This is a genomic window from Pararhizobium polonicum (assembly GCF_001687365.1).
In the GTDB taxonomy this organism is placed as follows: Bacteria; Pseudomonadota; Alphaproteobacteria; order Rhizobiales; family Rhizobiaceae; genus Pararhizobium; species Pararhizobium polonicum.
The window spans coordinates 498,143-522,079 of record NZ_LGLV01000004.1 but is presented as its reverse complement, the minus strand read 5'-3'; the positions used below and the strand labels follow the sequence as shown (position 1 = coordinate 522,079).

The window sequence follows — 23,937 nt, the reverse complement described above, 5'->3', positions numbered from 1 at the left end:
GGAAAATTCATGAAAAAGATTACCATCGGCGAGGCGGCCCGCCAAAGCGGCGTCAAGGTGCCGACGATCCGCTATTATGAAGGCATCGGCCTGCTGCGGGCGCCCAGCCGCAGTGAAGGCAATCAGCGCGCCTATGAGCCATCGGACCTCAGCCGCCTGACCTTCATCCGCCACGCCCGCGAACTCGGCTTCGAGGTCGAGGCGATCCGTACGCTGCTCAGCCTGCAGGACAATCCCCTGCAGCCTTGCGCCTCCGCCGATGCCATTGCCAAGGCGCGGCTCGCTGACGTCGAGCAGCGCATCCGCAGCCTGACGGCGCTCAAGGCGGAGCTGGAGATGATGGTCGAAGGCTGCGGCCATGGCCGGGTCGATCAATGCCGGGTCATCGAGGTGCTTGCCGATCATGCCGAGTGCATGCATCACGCGCACTGATCGGGGCATCGGGCTGCTGCAGATTGCGCGCACCATGCGGCTCGGCTACGGTCACCGCACAGAACACACAAAGACGGATCGTCATGACGCTTCAGGGAAAACGCATCCTCCTCATCATTTCCGGCGGTATCGCGGCCTACAAGAGCCTCGATCTCATCCGCCGCCTGCGCGAGCGCGGCGCTGCCGTCCGCCCGGTGATGACGGCAGGCGCGCAGGCCTTCGTCACGCCGCTGGCCGTCGGCGCTCTGGCGGCCGACAAGGTGTTTACCGAGCTGTTTTCCCGCGAGGACGAGCAGGATGTCGGGCATATCCGGCTGGCCCGCGATTGTGACCTGATTGTCATCGCGCCTGCCACCGCCGACCTGATGGCGAAGATGGCCAACGGCCTTGCCGATGATCTTGCTTCGACCGTCCTGCTGGCGACGGACAAACCGGTGCTTGCCGCACCCGCCATGAACCCGAAGATGTGGTCGCATGCCGCCACCCGCCGCAACCACGCGACGCTGGTTGCCGACGGCATCCGTTTCATCGGCCCATCCTCCGGCGAGATGGCTGAAAGTGGTGAGAAGGGCGAGGGCCGGATGGCCGAACCGCTGGATATTGCCGCCGCGGCCGAAGCGCTGCTCGACACGGGCCCGAAACCGCTGGCCGGCAGGAAGGCGATCGTTACCTCCGGTCCGACGCATGAGCCGATCGATCCGGTGCGCTACATTGCCAATCGTTCTTCCGGCAAGCAGGGCCATGCCATCGCTGCCGAACTTGCCCGCCTCGGCGCGGATGTGACGCTGGTCAGCGGGCCGGTGACGATCCCTGATCCGAAAGGTGTCGTCGTCATCCATGTCGAGCGGGCCGAGGAGATGCGCGATGCCGTCCTTGCGGCGCTGCCCGCCGATATCGCGGTGATGGTCGCAGCCGTCGCCGACTGGCGGGTGGCGACGGCCGCCGGCAACAAGATCAAGAAAAAGCCCGGCGAAGCGCCGCCGCCGCTGCTGCTCACCGAAAACCCGGATATCCTGAAGACCGTCGGCCATCATGCCAAACGCCCGAAACTGGTCGTCGGCTTTGCGGCGGAAACGCAGAATGTCGCCGAAAACGGCCGCTCGAAACTGGAGCGCAAGGGCGCGGATTATATCCTTGCCAATGACGTTTCGCCCCATACCGGCATCATGGGCGGTGACCGCAACACGGTGAAGGTGATCGGAAAATCCGGCGACGAGGACTGGCCGGAGATGGACAAGCAGGCGGTCGCCGAACGGCTCGGCCGGCTGATTGCCTCACATTTTTCCGGATGACATCCGCGCCATGCGGGAGGTGTCCGGGGCAGCCCCCGCTGTTCCGAACAGGCGGACGTCGACGCCGTTTTCACCGACGATGACGGCGGTCCCGTCAGGGATCTCCACCCAGGTGTTGTCGTCGTCGTTGAGCGGTTCGGAAACGAGGCAGTAACCGCCGCTCGGTCCCATCGGCGCTGCATAAAGCGTCGGCGCCTTCCAGTCCGAGGCATAGCGCACGGCGTAGAGATCATGGCCGTCCGAAAGTGCCGCGGTGAAGCGCACCAGGACTTCGCGCTCCAGATGCTCCGCCAGACGCTCGACGAAGGCCAATGTCTCGGCAATCGCCCCCAGCGGATCATGCTCCAGGCCGAATTGCAGCGCCAGAAGGAACAGCAGTTCGCTATCGGTGGTGCCGGTGCGGGCGCTGTAGAGATCGTTGTCGAGCATGGCCTCCATCGGCCGGCGCAGCGTGTCGAAATCGCCGATCTGGCCGTTGTGCATGAAGCTCCAGCGCCCGTGCACGAAGGGATGGCAATTGTCGCGCCGCGTGCCCCCACCGGTCGCGGCCCGCACATGGGCGAGAAACAGCGGTGAGCGGATCTGCCGGGCGATGCTTTTGAGGTTGCAGTCCGACCAGGCGGGCAGGATATCGCGGTAGCGGCCGGGTTCCGGATGGTCGCCGTACCAGGCGATGCCGAAACCGTCGCCGTTGGTGGCGGTCTTGGCCCGGGTGGCGCAATGGGACTGCTCGATCAGGGAATGCGCCGGAGACGATACCAGCTCTTCCAGATAAAGCGGCTCTCCGCGATAGGCTGCCCAGCGGCACATGAAGGATACTCCGGATCGCGGGGATAGCCCGCCTTGATGGTTCATTAACCATAATACGGTCCGATAATCCGGCCGAACATGGTAAAAATACGTTAACGAACGGCATCATTTTCACATCTTGCCGGTCACGCTAGCGATTTTTGACGGTGCGATCTGTTCCCTTTGGAACGGAGGTGTATAAATATTCGAATAAACATTCCATATTGACAAAGTTTGCACAATTCATTTCATTCTGCGCGAAAGCCGCGTGTCGCGGCTATGGGAGGAGTGCAGGCATGAGTGGCAAACGCAGAATCGGCGTAGGCTTGATCGGAACGGGTTTCATGGGCAAGGCCCATGCACTGGGCTTTACGATCGCTGCACGGGTTTTCGATCAACCGTTCGATCTCGATCTGGTATCCGTCGCCGACGTCTCGCTCGACGGCGCGGAAAAGGCTCGCCGCAACCTCGGTTTCCGCAAGGCGACGGACGACTGGCGCACGCTTCTGACCGATCCGGATATCGACATCATCGACATCACCACGCCCAATCTTCTGCACAAGGAGATGGCGCTGGCCGCCATCGCCCACGGCAAGCATGTCTATTGCGAGAAGCCGCTGGCTCCGACCGTGGCGGAATGCGCCGAGATGGTCGCCGCCGCGGAAAAAGCCGGTGTGGTGACGCAGGTCGGCTTCAACTACCTGAAGAACCCGATGATCTTCCTGGCCAAGGATCTGATCGAAAGCGGCGAGATCGGCGAAATCCGCTCGGTGCGCGGCATTCACGCCGAAGACTTCATGATGGATGCATCCGCCCCCTGGGGCTGGCGTCTCGACCCGAAGAGCGGCGGCGGCGCGCTGGCTGATATCGGCAGCCATATCATCGCCTCGCTGCGTCATCTGGTCGGCCCGATCACCTCGGTTCTGGCCGAAACCATCATCCAGGTTCCGGAACGGCCGGTTGCTCGCGGATCGAGCGAGATGCGGGCCGTCGAGGTCGATGACATCACTCGCGCTTTCGTGCGGTTCGAAAGCGGTGCCACCGGCAGCTTCGAAGCCAACTGGAGTGCTACCGGCCGCAAGATGCAGCATGATTTCGAGATCTACGGCTCCAAGGGCAGCATCGTCTTCACGCAGGAGCGGATGAACGAACTGAAGCTCTGGTTGGCCGGCGACGATATCCGCAGCCGGGGCTACCGCACCATCTGGGCCGGCCCCGAGCATCCGCCCTACGGCGCATTCTGCGTTGCGCCCGGCCACCAGATCGGTTTCAACGACCTGAAGGCCATCGAGGCGAACGAATTCCTGGCCGCAATCGCGGCGGGCACCAGACCCGGAACCGATTTCCGTGAAGGTTTCGAAGTTCAGAAAGTGGTCTCGGCGACCTATCAATCGGCCAAGACCAATGAATGGGTGCGAATCGGCAACGATTAAGACGAATTGCGAAACGGTGAGAAAAATGGAATTATGGAATGGATATTCTATTCTTCGATCCATTCCTCGCATAAGGTTTGGCGACAGCGTCAACTCAGAAAGAGACCCGCTTACATGGCCGAAACGGAAAGCAGCACCGTCATCCCGCAGGACTTTGACGGTCTGAAGACGATCATCCTGGAGCGCAAGGCGCATTTGCCCAAGCGCCTGCGCCAGGTGGCGGCCTATGCGCTTGATAATCCGGACGAGATCGCCTTTGGCACGGCGGCGAGTATCGCCACCTCGGCCGAGGTGCAGCCCTCGACGCTCGTCCGCTTCGCCCAGCATTTCGGCTTCGAGGGGTTCTCCAGCCTGCAGCAGATTTTCCGGGCCCGCCTGCGCGAGCGCACGCCGGGCTATGACGAGCGCCTGCGGGCACTCAGCGGCAATGATCACAGCAAGCTGGAAAGCGGTTCGATCTTTAACGGTTTCGTCGCCGCCGCGCATCGCTCGCTCGATAATATCGCCACGTCGGTCGATCCGGAGGCATTCGAGCGCGCCGTCAACATCCTGGCCGGTGCCGAGACGATCTATCTGGTTGCCAAGCGGCGTTCCTACCCGATTTCCGGCTATATGGCCTATGCCTTCGGCAAGCTGAAGGTCAAATACCAGATGGTTGGAACGGCCGCCGGCGTCGATGATGACATTCTGGCGATGGCGGGGCCGAAAGACGCCGCCTTCGCCGTCAGCTTCTCGCCCTATGCCTCTGAAAGCGTCAATCAGGCAAAACTGCTCGCCAGCCGCAAGGTGCCGGTCGTGTCGCTGACCGATTCGGCATTTTCACCCCTGGCGGAATCCTCCAAGGTCTGGTTTGAGCTGGTCGAGGCCGATCATGCCGGCTTTCGCTCGCTCTCGGCCAGCATGGCTTTCGCTATGGCGCTGACGGTGGCGGTCGCCGAAAAACGGCGGCGGAATGCTCCAGAACGTGAATAGAATGAAAATTCCATATTGACGAAACGACGGAATTTATGTTTCATAAGGTGGTACCCCACCAGCCAATAAAAATGTCGGCGCGACGCAAGCGCCCGCCGGGAGGAAGCAGTGAGCCAGACCAACGGGACGCAGGCAGACAAGCCGCTCGATATCATCACCATCGGCCGGGCCTCGGTCGATCTTTACGGCCAGCAGATCGGAACGCGTCTTGAGGACGTCGCCAGCTTCGCCAAATCCGTTGGCGGCTGCCCGACCAATATTTCCGTCGGCACGGCCCGCCTCGGCCTGAAGTCGGCTCTTCTCACCCGCGTCGGCAAGGAGCAGATGGGCCGCTTCATCCGCGAGCAGCTGGAGCGCGAGGGCGTCGAGACCAGGGGCATCGTCACCGATCCCGAGCGTCTGACGGCACTGGCCATCCTCGCGGTCGAAAGCGATCATTCCTTCCCGCTGCTGTTCTACCGCGACAACTGCGCCGATAGCGCGCTCTGCGAAGGTGATGTCTCGGAAGACTTCATCCGTTCCGCCCGCGCTATCCTCGTCACCGGCACGCATTTCGCCAAGCCGCATACGGATGCCGCCCAGCGCAAGGCAATCCGCATCGCCAAGGAAAGCGGCGCCAAGGTCGTCTTCGATATCGACTACCGGCCCAACCTCTGGGGCCTTGCCGGCCATGACGCCGGCGACAACCGCTATATCGCCTCCGAAAAGGTCTCGGCACACCTGAAGACGGTGCTCGCCGATTGCGACCTGATCGTCGGTACGGAAGAGGAAGTGCTGATTGCCTCGGGCGACAGCGATCTGCTGACTGCGCTGAAGACCATCCGCGCCAATTCCAAAGCAACGATCGTGCTGAAGCGCGGACCGATGGGCTGCATCGTCTATGACGGCCCGATCTCCGACAATCTCGAAGACGGCATCGTCGGCAGGGGCTTCCCGATCGAGGTCTACAATGTGCTTGGCGCCGGCGACGCGTTCATGTCCGGTTTCCTGCGCGGCTGGCTGAAGGGCGAGCCGCACGCGACCTCCGCCACCTGGGCCAATGCCTGCGGTGCCTTCGCCGTGTCCCGCCTGCTCTGCGCGCCGGAAATTCCGACCTGGACCGAGCTGCAGTTCTTCCTTGAAAATGGCAGCACCGAAAAGGCGCTGCGCAAGGACGAGGCGATCAACCACGTTCACTGGGCAACCACCCGTCGCCGCGAAATTCCGCAACTGATGGCGCTGGCCATCGATCATCGCAGCCAGCTGGAAGATCTGGCTGGTGGCAATGCCGAGCTTCTCGCCCGCATCCCGGCCTTCAAGGTTCTCGCCGTCAAGGCCGCCGAACGTATCGCCAACGGCCGCCCCGGCTTCGGCATGCTGATCGATGACAAGTACGGCCGCGACGCCCTGTTTGCGGTCAACAAGAATTTCTGGATCGGCAAGCCGATCGAGCTTCCGGGCTCGCGGCCGCTGCAGTTCGAGTTCAGCCAGGATCTCGGTAGTCGGCTCATCGAATGGCCGGTGGATCACTGCATCAAGGTCCTGAGCTTCTTCCATCCGGATGATCCGGCTGAGATGAAGGCCACTCAGATCGCCAAGCTGCGCTCCGCCTTCGAGGCGGCGCGAAAAGTCGGCCGTGAAATCCTGATCGAGATCATTGCCGGCAAGCATGGTACGCTCGATGACAACACGATCCCGCGTGCGCTCAACGAACTCTACGATGCCGGTCTGAAACCCGATTGGTGGAAGCTCGAGCCGCAGGCAAGCCGCGCGGCCTGGGCTGCGATCGATGCCGTCATCGAGAAACGCGACCCGCTCTGCCGTGGCGTCGTTCTGCTGGGGCTGGAGGCGCCTTACGAGGCTTTGAAGGAAGGTTTTGCGGCGGCGCGTTCGTCGAAGACGGTCAAGGGCTTTGCCGTCGGCCGGACGATCTTTGCAGACGCAGCCAAGTCCTGGCTTGCGGATGAGATCAGCGACGAACAGGCGATCGCCGATATGGCGGGCAGGTTCGAGGCGCTGGTGAACCTGTGGCTCGGGTTGGCGGAGACGAAGGCGGCTTGATCGGTCGGTGAGCACCACCTCCCCCTTGAGGGGGGAGGTCGCAGCGAAGCTGCGGGTGGGGGTGATCCGTTGGGTGTCGTGGAAGTCACCCCACCCCGGACCTGCGGTCCGACCCTCCCCCTCAAGGGGAGGGTGTGAAGTAGAAAACCGAGGCAATGTCCTCGTTCGAGGAGGAAACAATGAGCCAGAAGACCGTTCGCCTGACCATGGCGCAAGCCGTCGCGCGGTTTCTCACGAAGCAGATGACCGTGATCGACGGCGAGAAGACGCCGATCTTCGGCGGTGTCTTTGCCATTTTCGGCCATGGCAATGTCGCCGGTATCGGCGAGGCGCTGCATGGCATCAAGGACACGCTGCCGACCTACCGCGCACAGAACGAGCAGGGCATGGCCAATGCCGCGATCGCGTTCGCCAAGGCGAGCTTCCGCCGTCGCTTCATGGCCTGCACCACCTCCATCGGCCCCGGCGCGCTCAACATGGTGACGTCGGCCGCCCTTGCCCATGTCAACCGCCTGCCGGTCCTGCTTCTGCCCGGCGATGTCTTCGCCAATCGCCGCCCCGATCCGGTCCTGCAGCAGATTGAGGATTTCGGCGACGGTACCATGACCGTCAACGACTGCTTCCGCCCCGTCTCGCGCTACTTCGACCGCATCACTCGGCCCGAACAGATCATCCCGGCCCTGCGCCGCGCCATGCAGGTGCTGACCGATCCCGCCGATTGCGGCCCGGTGACGCTGTCGCTCTGCCAGGATGTGCAGGCGGAGGCCTATGACTATCCGGAAAACTTCTTCGACGAAAAGGTCTGGACCACCCGCCGCTTGCATCCGGATGCGGACGAACTGGCGCATGCGATAACAGCGCTGAAGGCTGCCAAAAAGCCGGTGATCATTTCCGGTGGCGGCGTGCTTTATTCCGAAGCCAGCAAGACGCTTGCCGCCTTCGCGGAAAGGCATGGCATTCCTGTGGTCGAGACCCAGGCCGGAAAATCGTCGCTGCCGCACAGCCATCCGCTCAACATGGGCTCGGTCGGTGTCACCGGCACGTCGGCGTCCAATCAGATGGCCGAGGATGCCGATGTGGTACTCGCCGTCGGCTCGCGCCTGCAGGATTTCACCACCGGTTCCTGGTCGCTGTTCAGGAACGATAACTTGAAGATCATCGGCCTCAACACCCAGGCCTTCGACGCTGCCAAGCATGAGGCCCTGCCGCTGGTGTCTGACGCCCGTGTTGGCCTCGATGCGCTGAGCGCCGGCCTCGGTTCGCACAAGGTCGATGCCGCCTGGACGAAGAAGGCGGTGGACGGCAAGGCCGAATGGCTGAAGGCAGCAGACAAGGCGACCGCGGCGACCAATGCGGCGCTGCCGTCCGACGCCCAGGTGATCGGCGCCGTTCAGCGCGCCCGCAAGGAAAACACCACGCTCGTCTGCGCCGCCGGTGGTCTGCCCGGCGAATTGCACAAGCTCTGGCAGGCGGAAACGCCCGGCAGCTATCACATGGAATACGGCTTCTCGACCATGGGCTACGAAGTGGCCGGCGGTCTCGGCGTCAAGCTGGCCAAGCCCGACAGCGACGTCATCGTCATGGTCGGCGACGGCAGCTACATGATGCTGAATGCCGAGATCGCCTCGTCGATCATGCTCGGCGCCAAGATCACCATCGTGCTGCTCGACAATGCCGGCTACGGCTGCATCAACCGGCTGCAGATGGCAACCGGCGGCGCCAACTTCAACAACCTGCTCCGCGACACTCATCACGTCACGCTGCCGGCCATCGACTTCGCCGGGCATGCCGCCGCGATGGGGGCCTTGACCCGCAAGGTCGCCTCGATCGGCGAGCTGGAAATCGCGCTGAAGGAAACCGCCGGCGAAAACCGCACCACCGTCATCGTCATCGATACCGATCCGCTGATCACCACGGACGAGGGCGGCAACTGGTGGGATGTGGCGGTGCCGGAAGTCTCCGTCCGGCCTGAAGTCAACGAGGCCCGCAAGGGCTACGAAAAGGCGCTCGCGTCCCAGCGTATCGGTTAGGACGGGCAATCACAAACGCCGTCATTCGCGGGCTAAGCAACGCCGTCATCTTCGGGCTTGACCCGAGGATCCAGCCGCGAGGCCCCGCCGGGGACGACGGGAATATTGGATGATAAGGAAGGCCGGTCGCCTTCCTCCAGGGAGAATTTTCATGAAAGCCAAACTTGGCATGTCGCCCATCGCCTGGTGGAACGACGACCTTCCCGAACTCAGCGACGACGTGTCGCTCGAGGAATGCCTGCGCCAGTCGCGCAGCGCCGGTTTCACCGGCATGGAGCAGGGGCGCCGCTTTCCGAACAATCCGAATGAAATGCTGCCGATCCTGCGCGCCGCCGACGTGACGCTCTGCGGCGGCTGGTTCTCCGGCACGCTGGTCGATGAGGAACTGTCGGCCAACAAGGACCGCATCGCACCGATGATCGAGCTGTTCAAGGCCGTCAACGCGCCCTGCATCGTCTATGGCGAAGTCGGCCGTTCGATCCAGGGCGACCGCTCCAAGCCGCTCGCCACCAAGCCGCGCCTGGGCGATGACGAGATGAAGGCCTATGCCCGCCGCGTCACCGAATTCGGCGAATGGTGCGCCGATCAGGGCATGCCGCTGTCCTACCATCACCACATGGCCGCCGTCGTGGAAACAGAGCCGGAACTCGACGCATTCATGAAGAATTCGGGTGAGGGCATTCCGCTGCTTTTGGATGCCGGCCATCTGGCTTTTGCCGGCGGTGACGTGCTGCGCGCCATCGACAACCACCATGCCCGCATCAACCATGTGCATGTGAAGGACATCCGTCAGGCGGTTGTCAGTGGTCTGGATCGCAGCAGGCAATCCTTCCTCGATGCCGTGGCGCTCGGGGCCTTTACGGTGCCGGGCGACGGCTCGCTCGATTTCGGCGCCATCGTCCAGCGTTTCGCCGACTATGGCTATGAAGGCTGGTTCGTCGTCGAGGCCGAGCAGGATCCGCGCAAGTCGCCGCCGCAGAAGATGGCGGAGATCGGCCATGTCGAACTGATGCGCGTCATGACTTCCGCGGGCTATACGGTGGAAACGGAAGGGTTTCCCAAGGGGTGATGTCGATGGGGGGCTTCACCCCTCACCAACTTCGGCCAAGGGTTCACTAGCGTTCACCCGGCCTTCGTATCCTCTCCCGCAAGGGGAGAGGTAGGACCGCGGCATTTCCGGTGCCACAATCACAGGCCCGCGCTTGTGGCACCCTTCCTCTCCCCTTGCGGGAGAGGATAGTAAGCCCCGTGAGGCGTAGCCGAACGTTGGGCGCACTTGGTGAGGGGTAATACCTTCGAACACAATTAGGAGCACACCACCATGCCGAACCTTCTCGTCAAGCCAAACGGCACCAGCGGCCTCGTCCACGACATCACGCCGCAATCCGCCGGCTGGACCTATGTCGGTTTCGGCCTCAACCGGTTGGCTGCTGGCGAAAAGGCGGCGGGCGAAAGTGCTGACCGCGAAACCTGCCTCGTGCTGGTCTCCGGCAAGGCAAAGGTCTCGGTCGATGGCGAGGATTTCGGCGAACTCGGCGAACGCATGACGCCATTCGAAGGCCAGCCCTATGCGGTCTATGTGCCGAAGGGCAGCCGCTGGGAAGCGACGGCAACGACGGCGCTTGATCTTGCCATCTGCTCCGCCCCGGGCGGCGAGGGCTACAAGGCCCAAGTCATCGCGCCCGGCAGGCATCCGCAGATGACGCGCGGCAAGAATACCAACACACGCTACGTCACCAACATCATGCCGGAAGACGATAACGCGGCCCATTCGCTGCTGGTGGTCGAAGTCATCACGCCCGGCGGCCACACCTCGTCCTATCCGCCGCACAAGCATGACGAGGACAATCTGCCGGCCGAAAGCTTCCTCGAGGAAACCTATTATCACCGCCTGAATCCGGCTCAGGGCTTTGCCATGCAGCGCGTCTATACCGACGACCGGTCGCTGGACGAGACGATGGCAGTCGAGGACGGCGACGTGACACTGGTGCCGAAGGGTTATCATCCGGTCGCCGCCATTCATGGCTACGATCTCTATTATCTCAACGTCATGGCCGGTCCGTCGCGGGCGTGGAAATTCAACAACGCCAAGGAGCATGCCTGGCTGTTCACCGGCGTCTGATGGGTTATCCTGTCTCCCACGAGAAGGGAGATGTCGCATGAAGATCGATGGGCAATGCCATTGCGGCGCGATCGCTTACGAAGCGGAGATCGATCCGGGCGCGGTTGGCATCTGCCATTGCACCGATTGCCAGCATCTGACCGGCTCGGTCTATCGTGTCACGGTGTCCGTGCCAAAAAACGATTTCCGCATCACGGCGGGCGAGCCGAAAACCTACGTCAAGACCGGCGACAACGGCCGCACCCGCTTCCAGATGTTCTGCGGTAACTGCGGCTCGCCGATCTATACCACCGGTACCGACGAGGACGCCGAAGAGATCGGTATCCGCTGGGGCAATATCCGCCAGCGCCGCGACCTTGCGCCGAAAAGCCAGATCTGGTGTTCTTCGGCGGCCAGCTGGTTTGGCGAGCGCGATGCGCTGCCGGGCCGGGATCGGGATTGAAGAGCGTTTGACGGATGCGGCTTGCGCTCTCTGCACGGTGATCGGCGGGCTTTGCGTCCGCGTCGGCCGATATCCGTTTGATCTCAAGAGGGAATCCCCTTATTCGAAAGGGCAGGACCGCATGCCGCCAGACCGGCGGACAGCCAGATCAATAAAGGAGTCCGCCCTTTGTCTTCCGCGTCATCGCCGGTGTTCGGCAAGAAATATTCCGCCTTCCTGTTCGACATGGATGGAACGCTGCTGAGCTCGATTGAAGCCGCCGAACGGGTCTGGGGAAGCTGGGCCGAACGGCATGGATTGGATGTCGCCACATTCCTGCCGACCATGCACGGCAAGCGCGGTGTCGATACGATCCGCCAGCTCGGTCTGCCGGGTGTCGATCCGGAAGCCGAGGCCGCGATCATCACGCAGCTGGAGATCGACGACATCGAAGGCGTGAAGCCGCTTCCGGGCGCGATCGAGTTCCTGAAAAGCCTGCCGCCCGAGCGCTGGGCGATCGTCACCTCTTCGCCGCGCGAACTCGCCAAGGTGCGCATCGCCGCGGCCGGCCTGCCGGAACCGAAGTTCATCGTCATCGCCGAGGATGTCTCGCGCGGTAAGCCGAGCCCGGAATGCTACCTGCTCGGCGCAAAGCGCGTCGGCTTCGATGCCAAGGATTGCCTGGTGTTCGAGGATGTCGCAGCCGGGGTGATTGCCGGGGAATCCGCCGGTTCGGACGTGATGGTCATCACCGCCACCCACACCCATCCTTTCGAGACCGCACACCAGACGATCCCCGGCTATATCGGCATCGAAGTCTCGGTCGATGAAAACGGCGATATCACCCTGACCGATCGCCGGTAGGCGCGGGCCTTCCGGAACCTGTATGGCGCCCCGAACGACAGGGGCGCCGTACAATGGAAAATCTGGACAGAGATCACGCCGCCTTGGCGACGTGATATTCCTTGATGGCGATCATCTTGATCGCCGGGTAACGCTCCGCCTCATAGCGCAGCGAGAACGAATCCTGCGCCAGGAACACCGGATCGCCGTCGAGATCGCGGGCGATGTCGCCGCGACGGGCGGTGATGAATTTGTCGAGGTCCGCCGGCTGGTCGGCCGAGATCCAGCGGCAGACGGAAAAGCGCGCCACGTCGAAGGACACCGGCAGACCGTATTCCGATTGCAGCCGTTCCTTCAGAACGTCCAGCTGCAGCGCGCCAACGACGCCGACGATGGCCGGAGAGCCGTCTTCCGGCGAGAACAGCTGCACGACGCCTTCTTCGGCCATCTGCTGCAGCGCTTCTTTCAGCTTCTTTGCCTTCATCGCATCTTCCAGGCGCACGCGGCGCAGGATTTCCGGCGAGAAGTTCGGCACGCCCTGGAACACCAGCTGTTCGCCTTCGGTGAGCGTGTCGCCGATGCGCAAGGTGCCGTGGTTCGGAATGCCAACCACGTCGCCGGCATAGGCGGTATCGGCCAGCTGGCGTTGTGAGGCGAAGAAGAATTGCGGCGCTGTCAGTCCCAGCTGCTTGCCGGTGCGCGCCAGCCGCGCCTTCATGCCGCGCTCCAGCTTGCCGGAGCAGACGCGGGCAAAGGCGATGCGGTCGCGGTGGTTCGGGTCCATATTGGCCTGGATCTTGAAGACGAAGGCGGTCATTTTCTCGTCGGTTGCGTGGACCGTGCGGATGTCGGCCACCTGGTCGCGCGGCGGCGGCGCGATGTCGCCGAGCGCGTTGATGAGGTCGCGAACACCGAAATTTCTAAGCGCCGAGCCGAAGAAGACGGGCGTCAGATGGCCTTCGAGGAAAGCCTTCTTGTTAAAGGGCTTGCAGGCTTCGATGGCCAGCGACGTCTCGTCGATGAAAGCCTCGCGCTCATTTTCCGGCAGGCGGTGGGCGACCATTTCCGGGCCGTTGACCTTGGTGGGAATTTCCTGCGTATCGGCGCCGCGCACGGTGTTGTCGGCCAGGTGATAGGAGCCGCAGAAGGTCTTCGAACGGCCGATCGGCCAGGTCACGGGCGCGCAATCGAGCGCCAGCTTCTCTTCCACTTCATCGAGGATCTCGAACGGATCGCGGCTTTCGCGGTCCATCTTGTTGATGAAGGTGATGATCGGGATGTCGCGCATGCGGCAGACTTCGAACAGCTTCAGCGTCCGCGGCTCGATGCCCTTGGCGGCATCGATGACCATCACGGCCGCATCGACGGCCGTCAGCGTGCGATAGGTGTCGTCGGCGAAGTCTTCGTGGCCGGGCGTGTCGAGAATGTTGAAGACATTGCCGTGATATTCGAAGGTCATCACCGAGGTGACGACGGAAATGCCGCGTTCGCGTTCGATCTTCATCCAGTCGGACCGCGTCTGGATGCGATCCTTCTTGGCCTTCACCTCGCCGGCAAGCTGGATCGCGCCGCCGAACAGCAGCAGCTTTTCGGTCAGCGTCGTCTTGCCCGCATCCGGATGTGCGATAATAGCAAAGGTGCGGCGGCGGGAAACCGCCTCGGCGATACTTTCGGCCATGTGTCGAGATTCCTGTGAGTTGTGGGCTATCTAGCGATTTCAGCCCGACTTTGCAATTGACCCGCAGTCTCCGGCGGCAAAGTAATGAGCGCCATGACCCTGCACGCACAAACCCGCCCGACCCTGAACCTTGTTCGCCTGCCCAATGGAGCCGGCATCGATCTGCCCGCCTATGAGACATCCGGCGCGGCCGGCATGGACCTGCGCGCCGCGGTCGAGGCCGGGCAGCCGCTGGTGCTGTCTCCCGGCAAGCGGGCACTTGTGCCGACCGGCTTCATCTTCGAGGTTCCGGCGGGATACGAGGCGCAGATCCGGCCGCGCTCCGGTCTTGCCTTCAAGAATGGCATCACCTGTCTCAACTCGCCCGGCACGATCGACAGCGATTATCGCGGCGAGGTGAAGGTGCTGCTGATCAATCTCGGCGACGCCGATTTCGTCATCGAACGCGGCATGCGCATTGCCCAGATGGTGATCGCGCCAGTGACGCAGGTTTCCGTCCGCGAGACGGCGGACACCAGCGAAACGGCGCGTGGTGCCGGCGGTTTCGGCTCCACCGGCGTCTGAATGCCTGGTGCGGCCGACAGCCACGGTCTGACCCTCCGGCAGGACTATTTCGGTGATCCGGCGGCATGGGCCGGGCTGGTGGCGCTGCTGCAGGATACGTTCGGCATCGATGTCGGCATTCAGGATCGCTTCGGCGGGCCGGATCCGACCAGCATGCCGTTTGGCTATTTCGACGGCAGCGGCGCCTGCGTTGCCAATTTCAGTGCGTTTTCCATGCCCCTGATGATAGAAGGACGCCGCGTCAAGGCGGCCGGCTTCCAGTCCGGCGCGGTGCGGCCCGAGTGGCGGGGGCGGGGATTGTACCGTGACCTGATGCGCCGCGCGTTCGGCTGGTGTGATACGCAGGGCTTCGAGCTTGCTCTTTTGCTGACAGACAAGCCGGCATTGTACCAGCCCTATGGGTTCAAGGTCTTGCCGCAGTACCAGTTTTCTGGGCCGCCGCCGGCACATGCCGGACTTGCGGGGTCTTCGCGTGCGCTCTTGCTGGACGATCCGGATGATCTGGCCCTGGTCATGCGGGTCTTGCGTGAACGGACCGCGGTTTCGTCGGCCTTTTCGGTTGCCGCGCAAGCGGAGATGTTCCTGCTCAACAGCCACTTCGATCCGGATATCCGGCTTGCCCATCTCGAGCAATCCGGCGCGATTATTGCCTGGAGATCCGGCGAGGCGGCGTTTCAGCTGCTTGATGTCGCCGGCAGAACGATCCCGCCGCTCTCCGTCATTCTGGCCGCGCTCGATCAGCGCCCGGGCCGCATTGAAGTCTGCTTTCCACCGGACCGGCTGGGTTGGCAGGGCACCCCGGAGCCGTTTGTCTCATATACCAGCCTGATGGTCCGGGGAGATGCTGCCGATCGTTTGACCGGGCCGGTGATGCTGTCGCCGATGGCCGAATTCTGACGATTATGCACTGGCGAGCGGCGGGAGCCTGCGTTTCACCGGCGACGATTTGACGATCGAGGTATTGGTCTGGGATTTCTCGGCGATGCGGTCGAGAATCGTGTCGAGCTGTTCCATGTCGCGCACCAGCAATTTGGCGATGAAGCAGTCGTCGCCCGTCACCTTGTCGCATTCGACGAATTCCGGTGTCTCCTGGATTATCTTCTCGACGATATGCAGCATGCCGGGCATCGGGCGAACGCGCACGACTGCCTGCAGCGTGTAGCCAAGTGCAGCCGGATTGACGGCGACAGTAAAGCCGGTGATGACGCCGCGATCCTCCAGCCGCCGCAGCCGGTCGGCCGTGCTCGGCGAGGACAGGCCCGCCTCCTGCGCCAGTTCTTTCAGCGAGATACGGGCATTGACGGAGAGGATGTCGAGCAGGCGCCGGTCGAGATCATCGAGCAAGGAAACCTCCATAAGGGAAAATATCTAATTCGCCTTCCATGATAAGGTAAAATATCACAGCTGCCTTCCAGAATCCATATATCGGCGCGTCACAGCATATTATTCTTCTGCTTCGTTCAAAGGAGTGGATGCAATGGAAAAGGACGTCAAAACCGGCAGCATCGAAATGACCGCTGCCATGCTGATTTCGGGAACGATCGGCTGGTTCGTGCTGGCGTCCGGCCAGCCGGTGATCGATGTGGTGCTCTGGCGCTGCCTGTTCGGGGCGCTGACGCTGCTGGCCATCTGCGCCTCGCTCGGTCATTTCCGCGCCGGCATCCTGACATGGCGGCTGTTCGGGCTTGCGGTCCTTGGCGGCGTCGCCATCGTCGTCAACTGGCTGCTCCTGTTCGGCGCCTATTCACGCTCGTCGATTTCCATTGCCACCATGGTTTATAGTACCCAGCCCTTCATGCTGCTGGCCATCGGCGGGCTGTTTTTCAGGGAAAAGATCACCCTCACCAAGCTTGCATGGCTCGGTATTGCCTTCGCCGGCATGGTGGCGATCGTTGAGGCAAAACCGGCGGGCGATTTCACCGGCGGCGACTATCTGACGGGGATCGCCATGGCGCTGGGTGCGGCATTCTTCTATGCGCTGGCGGCCCTCGTCGCCAAGCGACTGAAGGGAACGCCGCCGCATCTGATCGCGCTGATCCAGGTCGCCACCGGCCTTCTGATGCTGGCGCCATTTGCCGGGTCGTCCGGCCTGCCGGCGCAGCCCTTTCAATGGGCGCTGCTGGTGACCATGGGCGTGGTGCACACCGGCCTGATGTATATTCTGCTCTACAGCGCCATCCAGAAGCTGCCGACCCATCTGACCGGTGCGCTGTCCTTCATCTATCCGGTGGCAGCGCTTGCCGTCGACCGCATCGCCTTCGGGCATCTTCTGCAGCCGGCGCAACTTCTCGGCTCGGTTGCAATCCTGATCGCGGCGGCCGGCATGACTTTCGGCTGGACATGGCCCCGCCCGGTGCGGCATCAGGCGGGCTGAACCATCCATGGAGAAACCAATGATCACCTGCACCCTGCGCTACGTCATCGACCCCTACAAGCTGGCCGAATTCGAAGAATACGCCAAGCTCTGGATCCCGCTGGTCAACCGGCTGGGCGGCACGCATCACGGCTATTTCCTGCCGCATGAGGGGGCGAACAACATCGCGCTGGCCCTCTTCAGCTTTCCGAGCCTTGCGGCCTACGAAGGCTATCGCGAGCGCATGGCCAAGGATGCCGAATGCCTGGCGGCTTTCGCGCTTGCCGAGAAGACCCGCTGCATTCTCAGCTACGAGCGCAGCTTCATGCGGCCGGTGTTTGAATAGCGATTGCTTCGACCAATCCTCAGAACGTGATTTCGTTCGACCGGCGCAACTCGATCGTCTGTGCGCCGGCGCGGAAACCGCCAAGCAGGCGGTTGTGGTGGGCGATGATCTGCGAAAAACTCAGCTCTCCCATGTCGCCGGTCATATGGCCGTCGGACAACAGGGTGACGTCATAGCCGAGCGATACGGCCCGGCGCGCGGTCGTATCGACGCAATATTGCGTCTGACAGCCGCCGATAACCAGATGCGTGACGGCGTGTTTGGCCAGCTGCTCCTGCAGATCGGTCTGGAAGAAGCTGTCGCTACTCATCTTGTGGACCACGGTCTCGCCGGGAACCGGCGCGATCTCGCGGCGCAGGCCCCAGCCATTGGACGACCGTGCCAGCGGATCGCCCGCGCCGCCGTCATGCTGCACGAGGATGACCGGAATATGCGAGGCCCGCGCCCGTGCCTGGATCGACTGTAGCCGGCCGACGGTTTCGTTGAGTGCGGCATCGATCACCGGCTGGCGCTCGGGCGAGCCCTCGCCATCGAGAATGGCGTTCTGAACATCGATGATGAGCAGCGCTGTTGTCATGATAATCTCAAATCTGTGTTGGGAGGATGGAAGTGCCTCAGCGGCGGCTTTCCATGGCCATGCGCAGGGCCAGCGCGCCGAGCACACCGCCCATCAGCCAGCGTTGCATCGAGAGCCAGGCCGGACGGCCGGCAAGGAAAGTGGCGATGGAGCCCGCCGTCAGCACGATCAGGGCGTTGACGAGGACGCTTGTGGCGATCTGGATCATGCCGAAGACGATGGACTGGGAGAAGACATCGCCAAGCGCCGGGTTGATGAACTGCGGCAGCAGCGAAAGATAGAGCACGGCGATCTTCGGATTGAGCACGCTGGTCGCAAAGCCCATCAGGAACAGGCGCCGCGGCGGATCCTGCGACAGGGTGCGGACTTCGAAGGCCGATCGTCCGCCGGGACGCACCGCCTGCCAGGCGAGATAGAGAAGGTAGGCGGCACCCGCGACCCGCAGCACATCATAGGCATAGGGCACGGCAAACAGCAGCGCCGTGATGCCGAAGGCTGCCGACAGCATATAGACGAGGAAGCCGAGCGCGACGCCGGTGAGCGAGACCAGTCCCGCCGCCGGCCCCTGGCAGAGCGAGCGGGAGATCAGGTAGATCATGTTCGGCCCGGGCGTCAGCACCATGCCCAGCGCGACAAGGGCAAAGGCGGCAAGGCTGGCTGCTTCGGGCATGAACGGCATCTCCATCTGCGCGTGGCGCAAGGCCAAAGTCTCGGCCATGCTGCGATCATGCATTAGCCGGAACAGCGGCTTCTATCAATGCCGCGGAAATTGCCAGCATCCGGAAAACCGGTTAGAGACAGCCTTTAAAATTCTCCGGAGCCGACGATGAGCCTCGCCACCCTTCTTGCCTATTGCACAGCGCTTTTCATCGCCGCTGTGATCCCCGGGCCCGGCATGACGGCGATCGTGGCGCGTGCGCTTGGTTCCGGTTTCCGCGAGACGTTCTTCATGGGCCTTGGCCTTGTGCTCGGTGACCTCCTCTACCTGACGGGCGTTATCATGGGGCTTGCCTTTGTTGCGCAGACATTCACCACGACCTTCATGGTGATCAAGATCCTCGGCGCGCTCTATCTGGTCTACATCGCCTACAAGCTCTGGACCGCCGGCCTGTTGCCGCAGGATATCCAGGCGAGGAAAAGCACGAACATGGGCATGTCCTTTCTGTCCGGCCTGCTGGTGACGCTCGGCAATCCGAAGACCATGCTGTTCTATGTGGCGCTGGTGCCGAGCTTGATCGACTTGCATGCCATCGGCCTCAACGAATATGCGGTGCTCGTCGGCGCGACCTTTCTTGTGCTGATGGCGGTTTTGATTCCGTATATCCTGCTGGCCTCCCGCGCCCGTCTGCTGCTCAAGCAGCCGCGCGCGCTGAAGTCGCTGAACCGGATTGCCGCCGGCATTATCGGCACGACCGCGGCCTATATCGCCACGCGGGCCGCCTGAAAAATTCGTTCTGCAACGGGCGGTTCTGCAATAGTTTTTTCCAATCGAAACAAAGCGGTGGGGAATGGCACTCTGGCAAGCCGCTTGCTTTGCCCCTATTCTCTCTGCAATTGATGAGAAAAGGGAGAAGCACCATGTCAGAACAGCGCAAGCCCGGCCGCGGCCGGATCTATTCCTCGATCACCGAGACGATCGGCGACACGCCGATCGTTCGCCTGGATAAGCTGGCCAGGGAAAACGGCGTCAAGGCCAATCTTCTGGCGAAACTCGAGTTCTTCAATCCGATCGCCTCCGTCAAGGACCGTATCGGCGTCGCGATGATCGAGGCGCTGGAAGCGCAGGGCAAGATCACGCCCGGCAAGACGACGCTGGTGGAGCCGACATCCGGCAATACCGGCATCGCGCTCGCCTTTGCCGCCGCTGCCAAGGGCTACAAGCTCATTCTCACCATGCCGGAAACCATGTCGATCGAGCGCCGCAAGATGCTGGCGCTGCTGGGCGCCGAGCTGGTGCTGACCGAAGGTCCGAAGGGCATGAAGGGCGCCATCGCCAAGGCCGAGGAACTGGCGGCGACACTGCCCGACGCGATCATTCCGCAGCAGTTTGAAAACCCGGCCAACCCGGAAATCCACCGCAAGACCACGGCCGAGGAAATCTGGAACGACACCGACGGCGGCGTCGATATCCTGGTGTCCGGCATCGGCACCGGCGGCACGATCACCGGCGCCGGCCAGGTGCTGAAGGCGAAGAAGCCTTCGGTCAAGGTCATCGCGGTGGAGCCGGCCGAATCTCCGGTTCTCTCCGGCGGCGCGCCCGGCCCGCACAAGATCCAGGGTATCGGCGCCGGTTTTGCGCCTGCCATTCTCGACACGAAGATTTATGACGAGATCGTCACCGTCTCGAGCGCCGAGGCCATCGAAACGGCCCGCCACGTGGCGCGTCTCGAAGGCGTGCCGGTCGGCATCTCGTCGGGTGCCGCCCTGACGGCTGCCATCCGGATCGGCCAGCGCCCGGAAAACGAAGGCAAGACCATCGTCGTGATCATTCCGTCCTTTGCCGAACGGTATCTGTCGACGGCCCTGTTCGAGGGTCTCGGCGGCTGATCGCACGCCCGTCCGTATCGGTTTTGCAACGACGGCCGCTCTCGAAAGGGGGCGGCCTTTTTCGTTCGATCTCATGCCGCCGCCGTCAGCCGCTCGCCGGCGATCCGGTAGGAAATCGCTTCAGCCAGATGGATGCGTCCGACCGTCGCCTTCTCGTCGAGATCGGCCAGCGTGCGGGCGACTTTCAGGACCCGGTGATAGCCGCGCGCCGAAAATTTCATCTTTTCGGCCGCGTCACGCAGCAATTGCAGCCCGCCGGCGTCCGGCTCGGCCATCGTCTCGATCACCGATGTCGAGCAGCGGGCGTTGGACAGGATCTGCGGCATGCCCAGCGTGATGAAGCGGTCCGCCTGGATTTCGCGGGCACGCGCCACCCGCCGGGCGACCACGGCGCTCGGTTCGGCCGGTGCGGGACGGATCAGGTCGGCGGCGGTGACGGAGGGGACATCGATGCGGATATCGATCCGGTCCATCAGCGGCCCGGAGATGCGGCCCTGATAATCGGAGACGCAGCGCGGACCGCGGGCGCAGCTATGGCCCGGTTCTCCCGCCATGCCGCAGCGGCAGGGGTTCATGGCGGCGACGAGCTGGATGGCCGCCGGATAGGTGACGCGGTGATTGGCGCGGGCGATGATGCATTCGGCGGTTTCGAGCGGCTGGCGCAGCGCATCGAGCACCTGCGGCGTGAATTCCGGAAATTCGTCGAGAAACAGCACGCCATTGTGCGCAAGTGAGGCCTCGCCCGGCTTGGCACGCAGGCCGCCGCCGATCATCGCCGCCATGGTGGCGGAATGATGCGGGGTGCGGAACGGCCGCCGGTCCGACAGCTTGCCGCCCGGCAATTGCCCGGCGATCGAATGGATCATCGAGACTTCGAGCAGCTCGGTGGGTGACAGCGGCGGCAGGATCGAGGGCAGGCGGGCGGCAAGCATCGATTTGCCGGAGCCTGGCGGACCGACCATCAGCAAATTATGATTTCCCGCCGCCGCCACTTCCAGCGCCCGCTTGGCGCTTTCCTGCCCCTTGATGTCCGCGAGATCGGGCATGTTGGCGGCGCTGGCGCGCACCGCCGGCTCCGGCCGCGACAGGACCTGCGTGCCGCGAAAGTGATTGGCAAGCGCGATCAGGCTGCGCGGCGCCAGGATGTCGATCTCCGAACCGGCCCAGGCCGCCTCCGCGCCGCTGTCGGCCGGGCAGATCAGCCCCTTGCCCAGCCCGTTGGCGCCGATTGCGGCGGGGAGCGCGCCGGCAACGGCAGCGATCGTGCCATCGAGATTGAGTTCGCCGATGACGACGTAGCCGGCAAGCGCATCGCCGGGAATGGCGCCCAGCGCCGCCATCAGGCCAAGGGCGATGGGAAGGTCGAAGTGGCTGCCTTCCTTGGGAAGGTCTGCCGGGGCGAGATTGATGGTGACCTTCTTGGCGGGCAGCGACAGGCCGGAGGCGTGCAGCGCCGCCTGGACGCGCTCGCGGCTTTCGGCCACCGCCTTGTCCGGCAGGCCGACGATCTGGATGCCGACCTTGCCCGGCGCGACCATCACCTGAACGTCGACAGGCACGCCTTCTATGCCCTGAAATGCAACCGTGCTGACACGCGCGACCATGATTGCCCCTCTTGCCGCGAGGCAGGCCGACAACCCGCCACCACAACCTTCATCGGTTGTAGCGGAAAATCTTGCACGAATAACGGAATAAAACAAGAACAATTATCGAACAGATTCACTGCTACCGATCACTCATGCCGGGGCAGGCTCTCTTCCGCGAAGGCAGCGGCACAACCGTAAGGGCCGGAGGGATGAAAGCGGTTGTGGTACGGAAGGGCCAAAGCCGTCCCGCACCCCGTCCGCATTCAGATGCCGTCAGGCGCGCTTGCGCTCGATCGCATCCCAGAGCAGGGCGGCGATATCGGCGCCGCCGAATTTCTTCACTTCGCGGATGCCGGTGGGCGAGGTGACGTTGATCTCGGTCATCACGTCGCCAATGACGTCGATGCCGACAAGCAGGAAGCCGCGCTCCCTCAAGGCTGGTCCGATGCGGGCGCAGATTTCCTTTTCGCGCGCCGTCAGCTCCGTCGGCATCGGCGTGCCGCCGGCATGCATGTTGGAGCGGGCGTCATGTTCGGCCGGCACCCGGTTGATGGCGCCGACCGGCTCGCCGTCGACCAGAATGATCCGCTTGTCGCCCTTGCGCACCGCCGGCAGGTATTCCTGGGCGATGAAGGGTTCGCGGAACATCTGGCCGAACATTTCGAGCAGCGACGACATGTTGCGGTCGTCGCGGGTCGAGTGGAACACACCGGCGCCGCCATTGCCATAGAGCGGTTTCAGGATGATGTCGCCCATCTCGGCGCGGAAGCTGGCGATCTCGGCCGGGTCGCGGGTGATCAGCGTCTTCGGCATCAGGTCGGGAAATTCGGTGACGAAGATCTTTTCCGGCGAATTGCGCACCCAGGCCGGATCGTTGACGACCAGCGTCTTCGGATGAATGCGCTCGAGCAGATGCGTCGAGGTGATATAGGCCATGTCGAAGGGCGGATCCTGGCGCAAAAGCACCACGTCCATGGTCGACAGGTCGATGCGCTCGGCGTCGCCCAGCGTGTAGTGGTCGCCCTTGACGTCGCGCAGTGTCATCGGCTCGACGGTGGCGATCACCTTGCCGTCGCGCAGCGACAGCTGGTTGGGCGTATAGTGGAAGAGCTTGTAGCCGCGCGCCTGCGCTTCCAGGCTCATGGCGAAGGTGCTGTCGCCCGCAATGTTGATGCCGGAGACGTGATCCATCTGGACCGCGACATTGACGATTCGTGCCATGAGTCATTTCCTGTTGATCGTGGGCGTCGTTGAACGAGGATTGTCTATATCAAATCACGTCCGGGGAACCATACAGATTTCTGCCGGCGTCTCCATTTGGGCACGCCTTCTCCGTCACGCGGCGGCTTTCGCCCGTGGCTTGAACTGGTCTCCGTGCGCCGGCTTTCAAAAAGCGCGGCAAGTGGCCGGGGCACAACGTATGCCTCAGAGTAAAGTAGTTAGGTGACACACGCTGTGCCCCGTTTCGGTGTCTTTTGCCGCGCTTCTCAGGTTCTTCTACGCTTTTGCCTCTTGTGAAGGAAAAAGCCTCCAATGCCCCAGCCCGGCCGCTTATCCGCCGGGCCTTTCAATGCGGCGGGGTTTAGCCCTGGACCCTTGGACGGCAAAGCCGTCCGGCGGGGTGAACCGCCCGTGGTGTGGCTACCCGGCACGCCCGATCCGCTTTCACGAACCGGAGGAGAACCGCCTTTCACGCAGCCCCGGGGATCTGACGCGCGTTTCGCCAAACCGTCCGGGCACCGGCCCCGCCTCGCCGGCAACGCTAACCGGTGTATCCTCGGCGGAACAAGGTCATGATGGCATGGAACAAAAGGGCGGGGATGAACGGGGATGAAATTTTTTGGTGGGGCGGATGACGTTAGTGGCTGATCTACGCCAGGAGCAAACGTCGGCCCACGAGCGACGAATGTCA

Annotated in this window: 23 protein-coding genes; 16 read left to right on the top strand and 7 right to left on the bottom strand. The window is 63.0% G+C overall.

Translation table 11 applies throughout. The features are described 5' to 3' along the window. The first annotated feature begins 9 nt into the window (after positions 1-9). Together ADU59_RS04225 and coaBC are read left to right on the top strand one after the other, a co-directional pair. Entirely contained in the window at positions 10-432 is a 423-nt protein-coding gene (locus ADU59_RS04225; protein WP_068951952.1) for a MerR family transcriptional regulator, read from the top strand. A gap of 83 nt (positions 433-515) precedes the next feature. Then, positions 516-1,724, top strand: coding sequence for a bifunctional phosphopantothenoylcysteine decarboxylase/phosphopantothenate--cysteine ligase CoaBC (coaBC, locus tag ADU59_RS04220; RefSeq protein ID WP_068951950.1), 1,209 nt, complete (start codon positions 516-518; stop codon positions 1,722-1,724). On the opposite strand, the gene ADU59_RS04215 is transcribed toward coaBC, so the two are convergent. Beyond that, the gene (locus ADU59_RS04215; protein WP_068951948.1) at positions 1,707-2,534 is read right to left on the bottom strand and encodes a class II glutamine amidotransferase; all 828 of its coding nucleotides are present in this window, start codon (positions 2,532-2,534) and stop codon (positions 1,707-1,709) included. The genes coaBC and ADU59_RS04215 overlap by 18 nt on opposite strands. Before the next feature lie 275 nt (positions 2,535-2,809). On the opposite strand from ADU59_RS04215, the gene ADU59_RS04210 reads away from it, so the two are divergent. The 8 genes from ADU59_RS04210 to ADU59_RS04175 all read left to right on the top strand — a co-directional run bounded on the left by ADU59_RS04210 (position 2,810) and on the right by ADU59_RS04175 (position 12,395). Further along, a complete protein-coding gene (locus ADU59_RS04210; RefSeq protein ID WP_068951945.1) occupies positions 2,810-3,946 on the top strand; it encodes a Gfo/Idh/MocA family protein in 1,137 nt (378 codons plus the stop codon). A gap of 114 nt (positions 3,947-4,060) precedes the next feature. After that, positions 4,061-4,918, top strand: coding sequence for a MurR/RpiR family transcriptional regulator (locus ADU59_RS04205; protein ID WP_068951944.1), 858 nt, complete (start codon positions 4,061-4,063; stop codon positions 4,916-4,918). Positions 4,919-5,026: 108 nt separating this feature from the next. Beyond that, the gene (locus tag ADU59_RS04200; RefSeq protein ID WP_068951942.1) at positions 5,027-6,958 is read left to right on the top strand and encodes a bifunctional 5-dehydro-2-deoxygluconokinase/5-dehydro-2-deoxyphosphogluconate aldolase; all 1,932 of its coding nucleotides are present in this window, start codon (positions 5,027-5,029) and stop codon (positions 6,956-6,958) included. 179 nt (positions 6,959-7,137) lie between these two features. Next, complete coding sequence (gene iolD / locus ADU59_RS04195; protein WP_068952582.1) at positions 7,138-8,988, top strand: 3D-(3,5/4)-trihydroxycyclohexane-1,2-dione acylhydrolase (decyclizing); 1,851 nt, start codon at positions 7,138-7,140, stop codon at positions 8,986-8,988. A 151-nt stretch (positions 8,989-9,139) separates the two neighbouring features. Beyond that, positions 9,140-10,057: a myo-inosose-2 dehydratase gene (iolE, locus tag ADU59_RS04190; RefSeq protein WP_068951940.1), complete on the top strand. Its 918-nt coding sequence runs from the start codon at positions 9,140-9,142 to the stop codon at positions 10,055-10,057. A 252-nt stretch (positions 10,058-10,309) separates the two neighbouring features. Continuing rightward, on the top strand, positions 10,310-11,110 hold the full coding sequence (iolB, locus tag ADU59_RS04185; protein WP_068951938.1) for a 5-deoxy-glucuronate isomerase: 801 nt from the start codon (positions 10,310-10,312) through the stop codon (positions 11,108-11,110). 37 nt (positions 11,111-11,147) lie between these two features. Then, positions 11,148-11,552, top strand: a complete 405-nt coding sequence (locus ADU59_RS04180) for a GFA family protein (RefSeq protein ID WP_068951936.1) — start codon at positions 11,148-11,150, stop codon at positions 11,550-11,552. 168 nt (positions 11,553-11,720) lie between these two features. Next, positions 11,721-12,395, top strand: a complete 675-nt coding sequence (locus tag ADU59_RS04175) for an HAD family hydrolase (protein ID WP_068951935.1) — start codon at positions 11,721-11,723, stop codon at positions 12,393-12,395. Positions 12,396-12,468: 73 nt separating this feature from the next. Here the strand turns inward: ADU59_RS04175 and ADU59_RS04170 are convergent, their stop codons facing one another. Then, positions 12,469-14,052 carry a peptide chain release factor 3 gene (locus ADU59_RS04170; protein ID WP_068951933.1) on the bottom strand — a complete coding sequence of 528 codons (1,584 nt, stop codon included), beginning with the start codon at positions 14,050-14,052 and terminating at the stop codon, positions 12,469-12,471. 93 nt (positions 14,053-14,145) lie between these two features. Between ADU59_RS04170 and dut the strand changes: the two genes are divergently transcribed. Both dut and ADU59_RS04160 read left to right on the top strand, forming a co-directional pair. Beyond that, complete coding sequence (gene dut, locus ADU59_RS04165) at positions 14,146-14,616, top strand: dUTP diphosphatase (RefSeq protein WP_068952580.1); 471 nt, start codon at positions 14,146-14,148, stop codon at positions 14,614-14,616. Beyond that, positions 14,617-15,513, top strand: a complete 897-nt coding sequence (locus tag ADU59_RS04160) for a GNAT family N-acetyltransferase (RefSeq protein ID WP_068951932.1) — start codon at positions 14,617-14,619, stop codon at positions 15,511-15,513. Between the two features lie 3 nt (positions 15,514-15,516). Here ADU59_RS04160 and ADU59_RS04155 read toward each other — a convergent pair whose 3' ends face one another. After that, the gene (locus ADU59_RS04155; protein WP_068952578.1) at positions 15,517-15,960 is read right to left on the bottom strand and encodes an Lrp/AsnC family transcriptional regulator; all 444 of its coding nucleotides are present in this window, start codon (positions 15,958-15,960) and stop codon (positions 15,517-15,519) included. Between the two features lie 133 nt (positions 15,961-16,093). Between ADU59_RS04155 and ADU59_RS04150 the strand changes: the two genes are divergently transcribed. Together ADU59_RS04150 and ADU59_RS04145 are read left to right on the top strand one after the other, a co-directional pair. After that, positions 16,094-16,990, top strand: coding sequence for a DMT family transporter (locus ADU59_RS04150; protein WP_068951930.1), 897 nt, complete (start codon positions 16,094-16,096; stop codon positions 16,988-16,990). Positions 16,991-17,009: 19 nt separating this feature from the next. Then, positions 17,010-17,315 carry an NIPSNAP family protein gene (locus ADU59_RS04145; protein ID WP_068951928.1) on the top strand — a complete coding sequence of 102 codons (306 nt, stop codon included), beginning with the start codon at positions 17,010-17,012 and terminating at the stop codon, positions 17,313-17,315. 19 nt (positions 17,316-17,334) lie between these two features. Here the strand turns inward: ADU59_RS04145 and ADU59_RS04140 are convergent, their stop codons facing one another. Together ADU59_RS04140 and ADU59_RS04135 are read right to left on the bottom strand one after the other, a co-directional pair. Continuing rightward, a complete protein-coding gene (locus ADU59_RS04140) occupies positions 17,335-17,892 on the bottom strand; it encodes a cysteine hydrolase family protein (protein ID WP_068951926.1) in 558 nt (185 codons plus the stop codon). 37 nt (positions 17,893-17,929) lie between these two features. Beyond that, positions 17,930-18,562, bottom strand: coding sequence for a LysE family translocator (locus tag ADU59_RS04135; protein WP_068952576.1), 633 nt, complete (start codon positions 18,560-18,562; stop codon positions 17,930-17,932). A gap of 156 nt (positions 18,563-18,718) precedes the next feature. Between ADU59_RS04135 and ADU59_RS04130 the strand changes: the two genes are divergently transcribed. Next, a complete protein-coding gene (locus tag ADU59_RS04130) occupies positions 18,719-19,336 on the top strand; it encodes a LysE family translocator (protein ID WP_068951924.1) in 618 nt (205 codons plus the stop codon). Between the two features lie 134 nt (positions 19,337-19,470). Continuing rightward, positions 19,471-20,439 carry a cysteine synthase A gene (gene cysK, locus ADU59_RS04125; protein ID WP_068951922.1) on the top strand — a complete coding sequence of 323 codons (969 nt, stop codon included), beginning with the start codon at positions 19,471-19,473 and terminating at the stop codon, positions 20,437-20,439. Positions 20,440-20,510: 71 nt separating this feature from the next. Here the strand turns inward: cysK and ADU59_RS04120 are convergent, their stop codons facing one another. After that, the gene (locus tag ADU59_RS04120) at positions 20,511-22,043 is read right to left on the bottom strand and encodes a YifB family Mg chelatase-like AAA ATPase (RefSeq protein WP_068951920.1); all 1,533 of its coding nucleotides are present in this window, start codon (positions 22,041-22,043) and stop codon (positions 20,511-20,513) included. A gap of 255 nt (positions 22,044-22,298) precedes the next feature. Further along, positions 22,299-23,246, bottom strand: a complete 948-nt coding sequence (gene gshB, locus ADU59_RS04115) for a glutathione synthase (protein ID WP_068951918.1) — start codon at positions 23,244-23,246, stop codon at positions 22,299-22,301. Positions 23,247-23,937 lie beyond the last annotated feature (691 nt).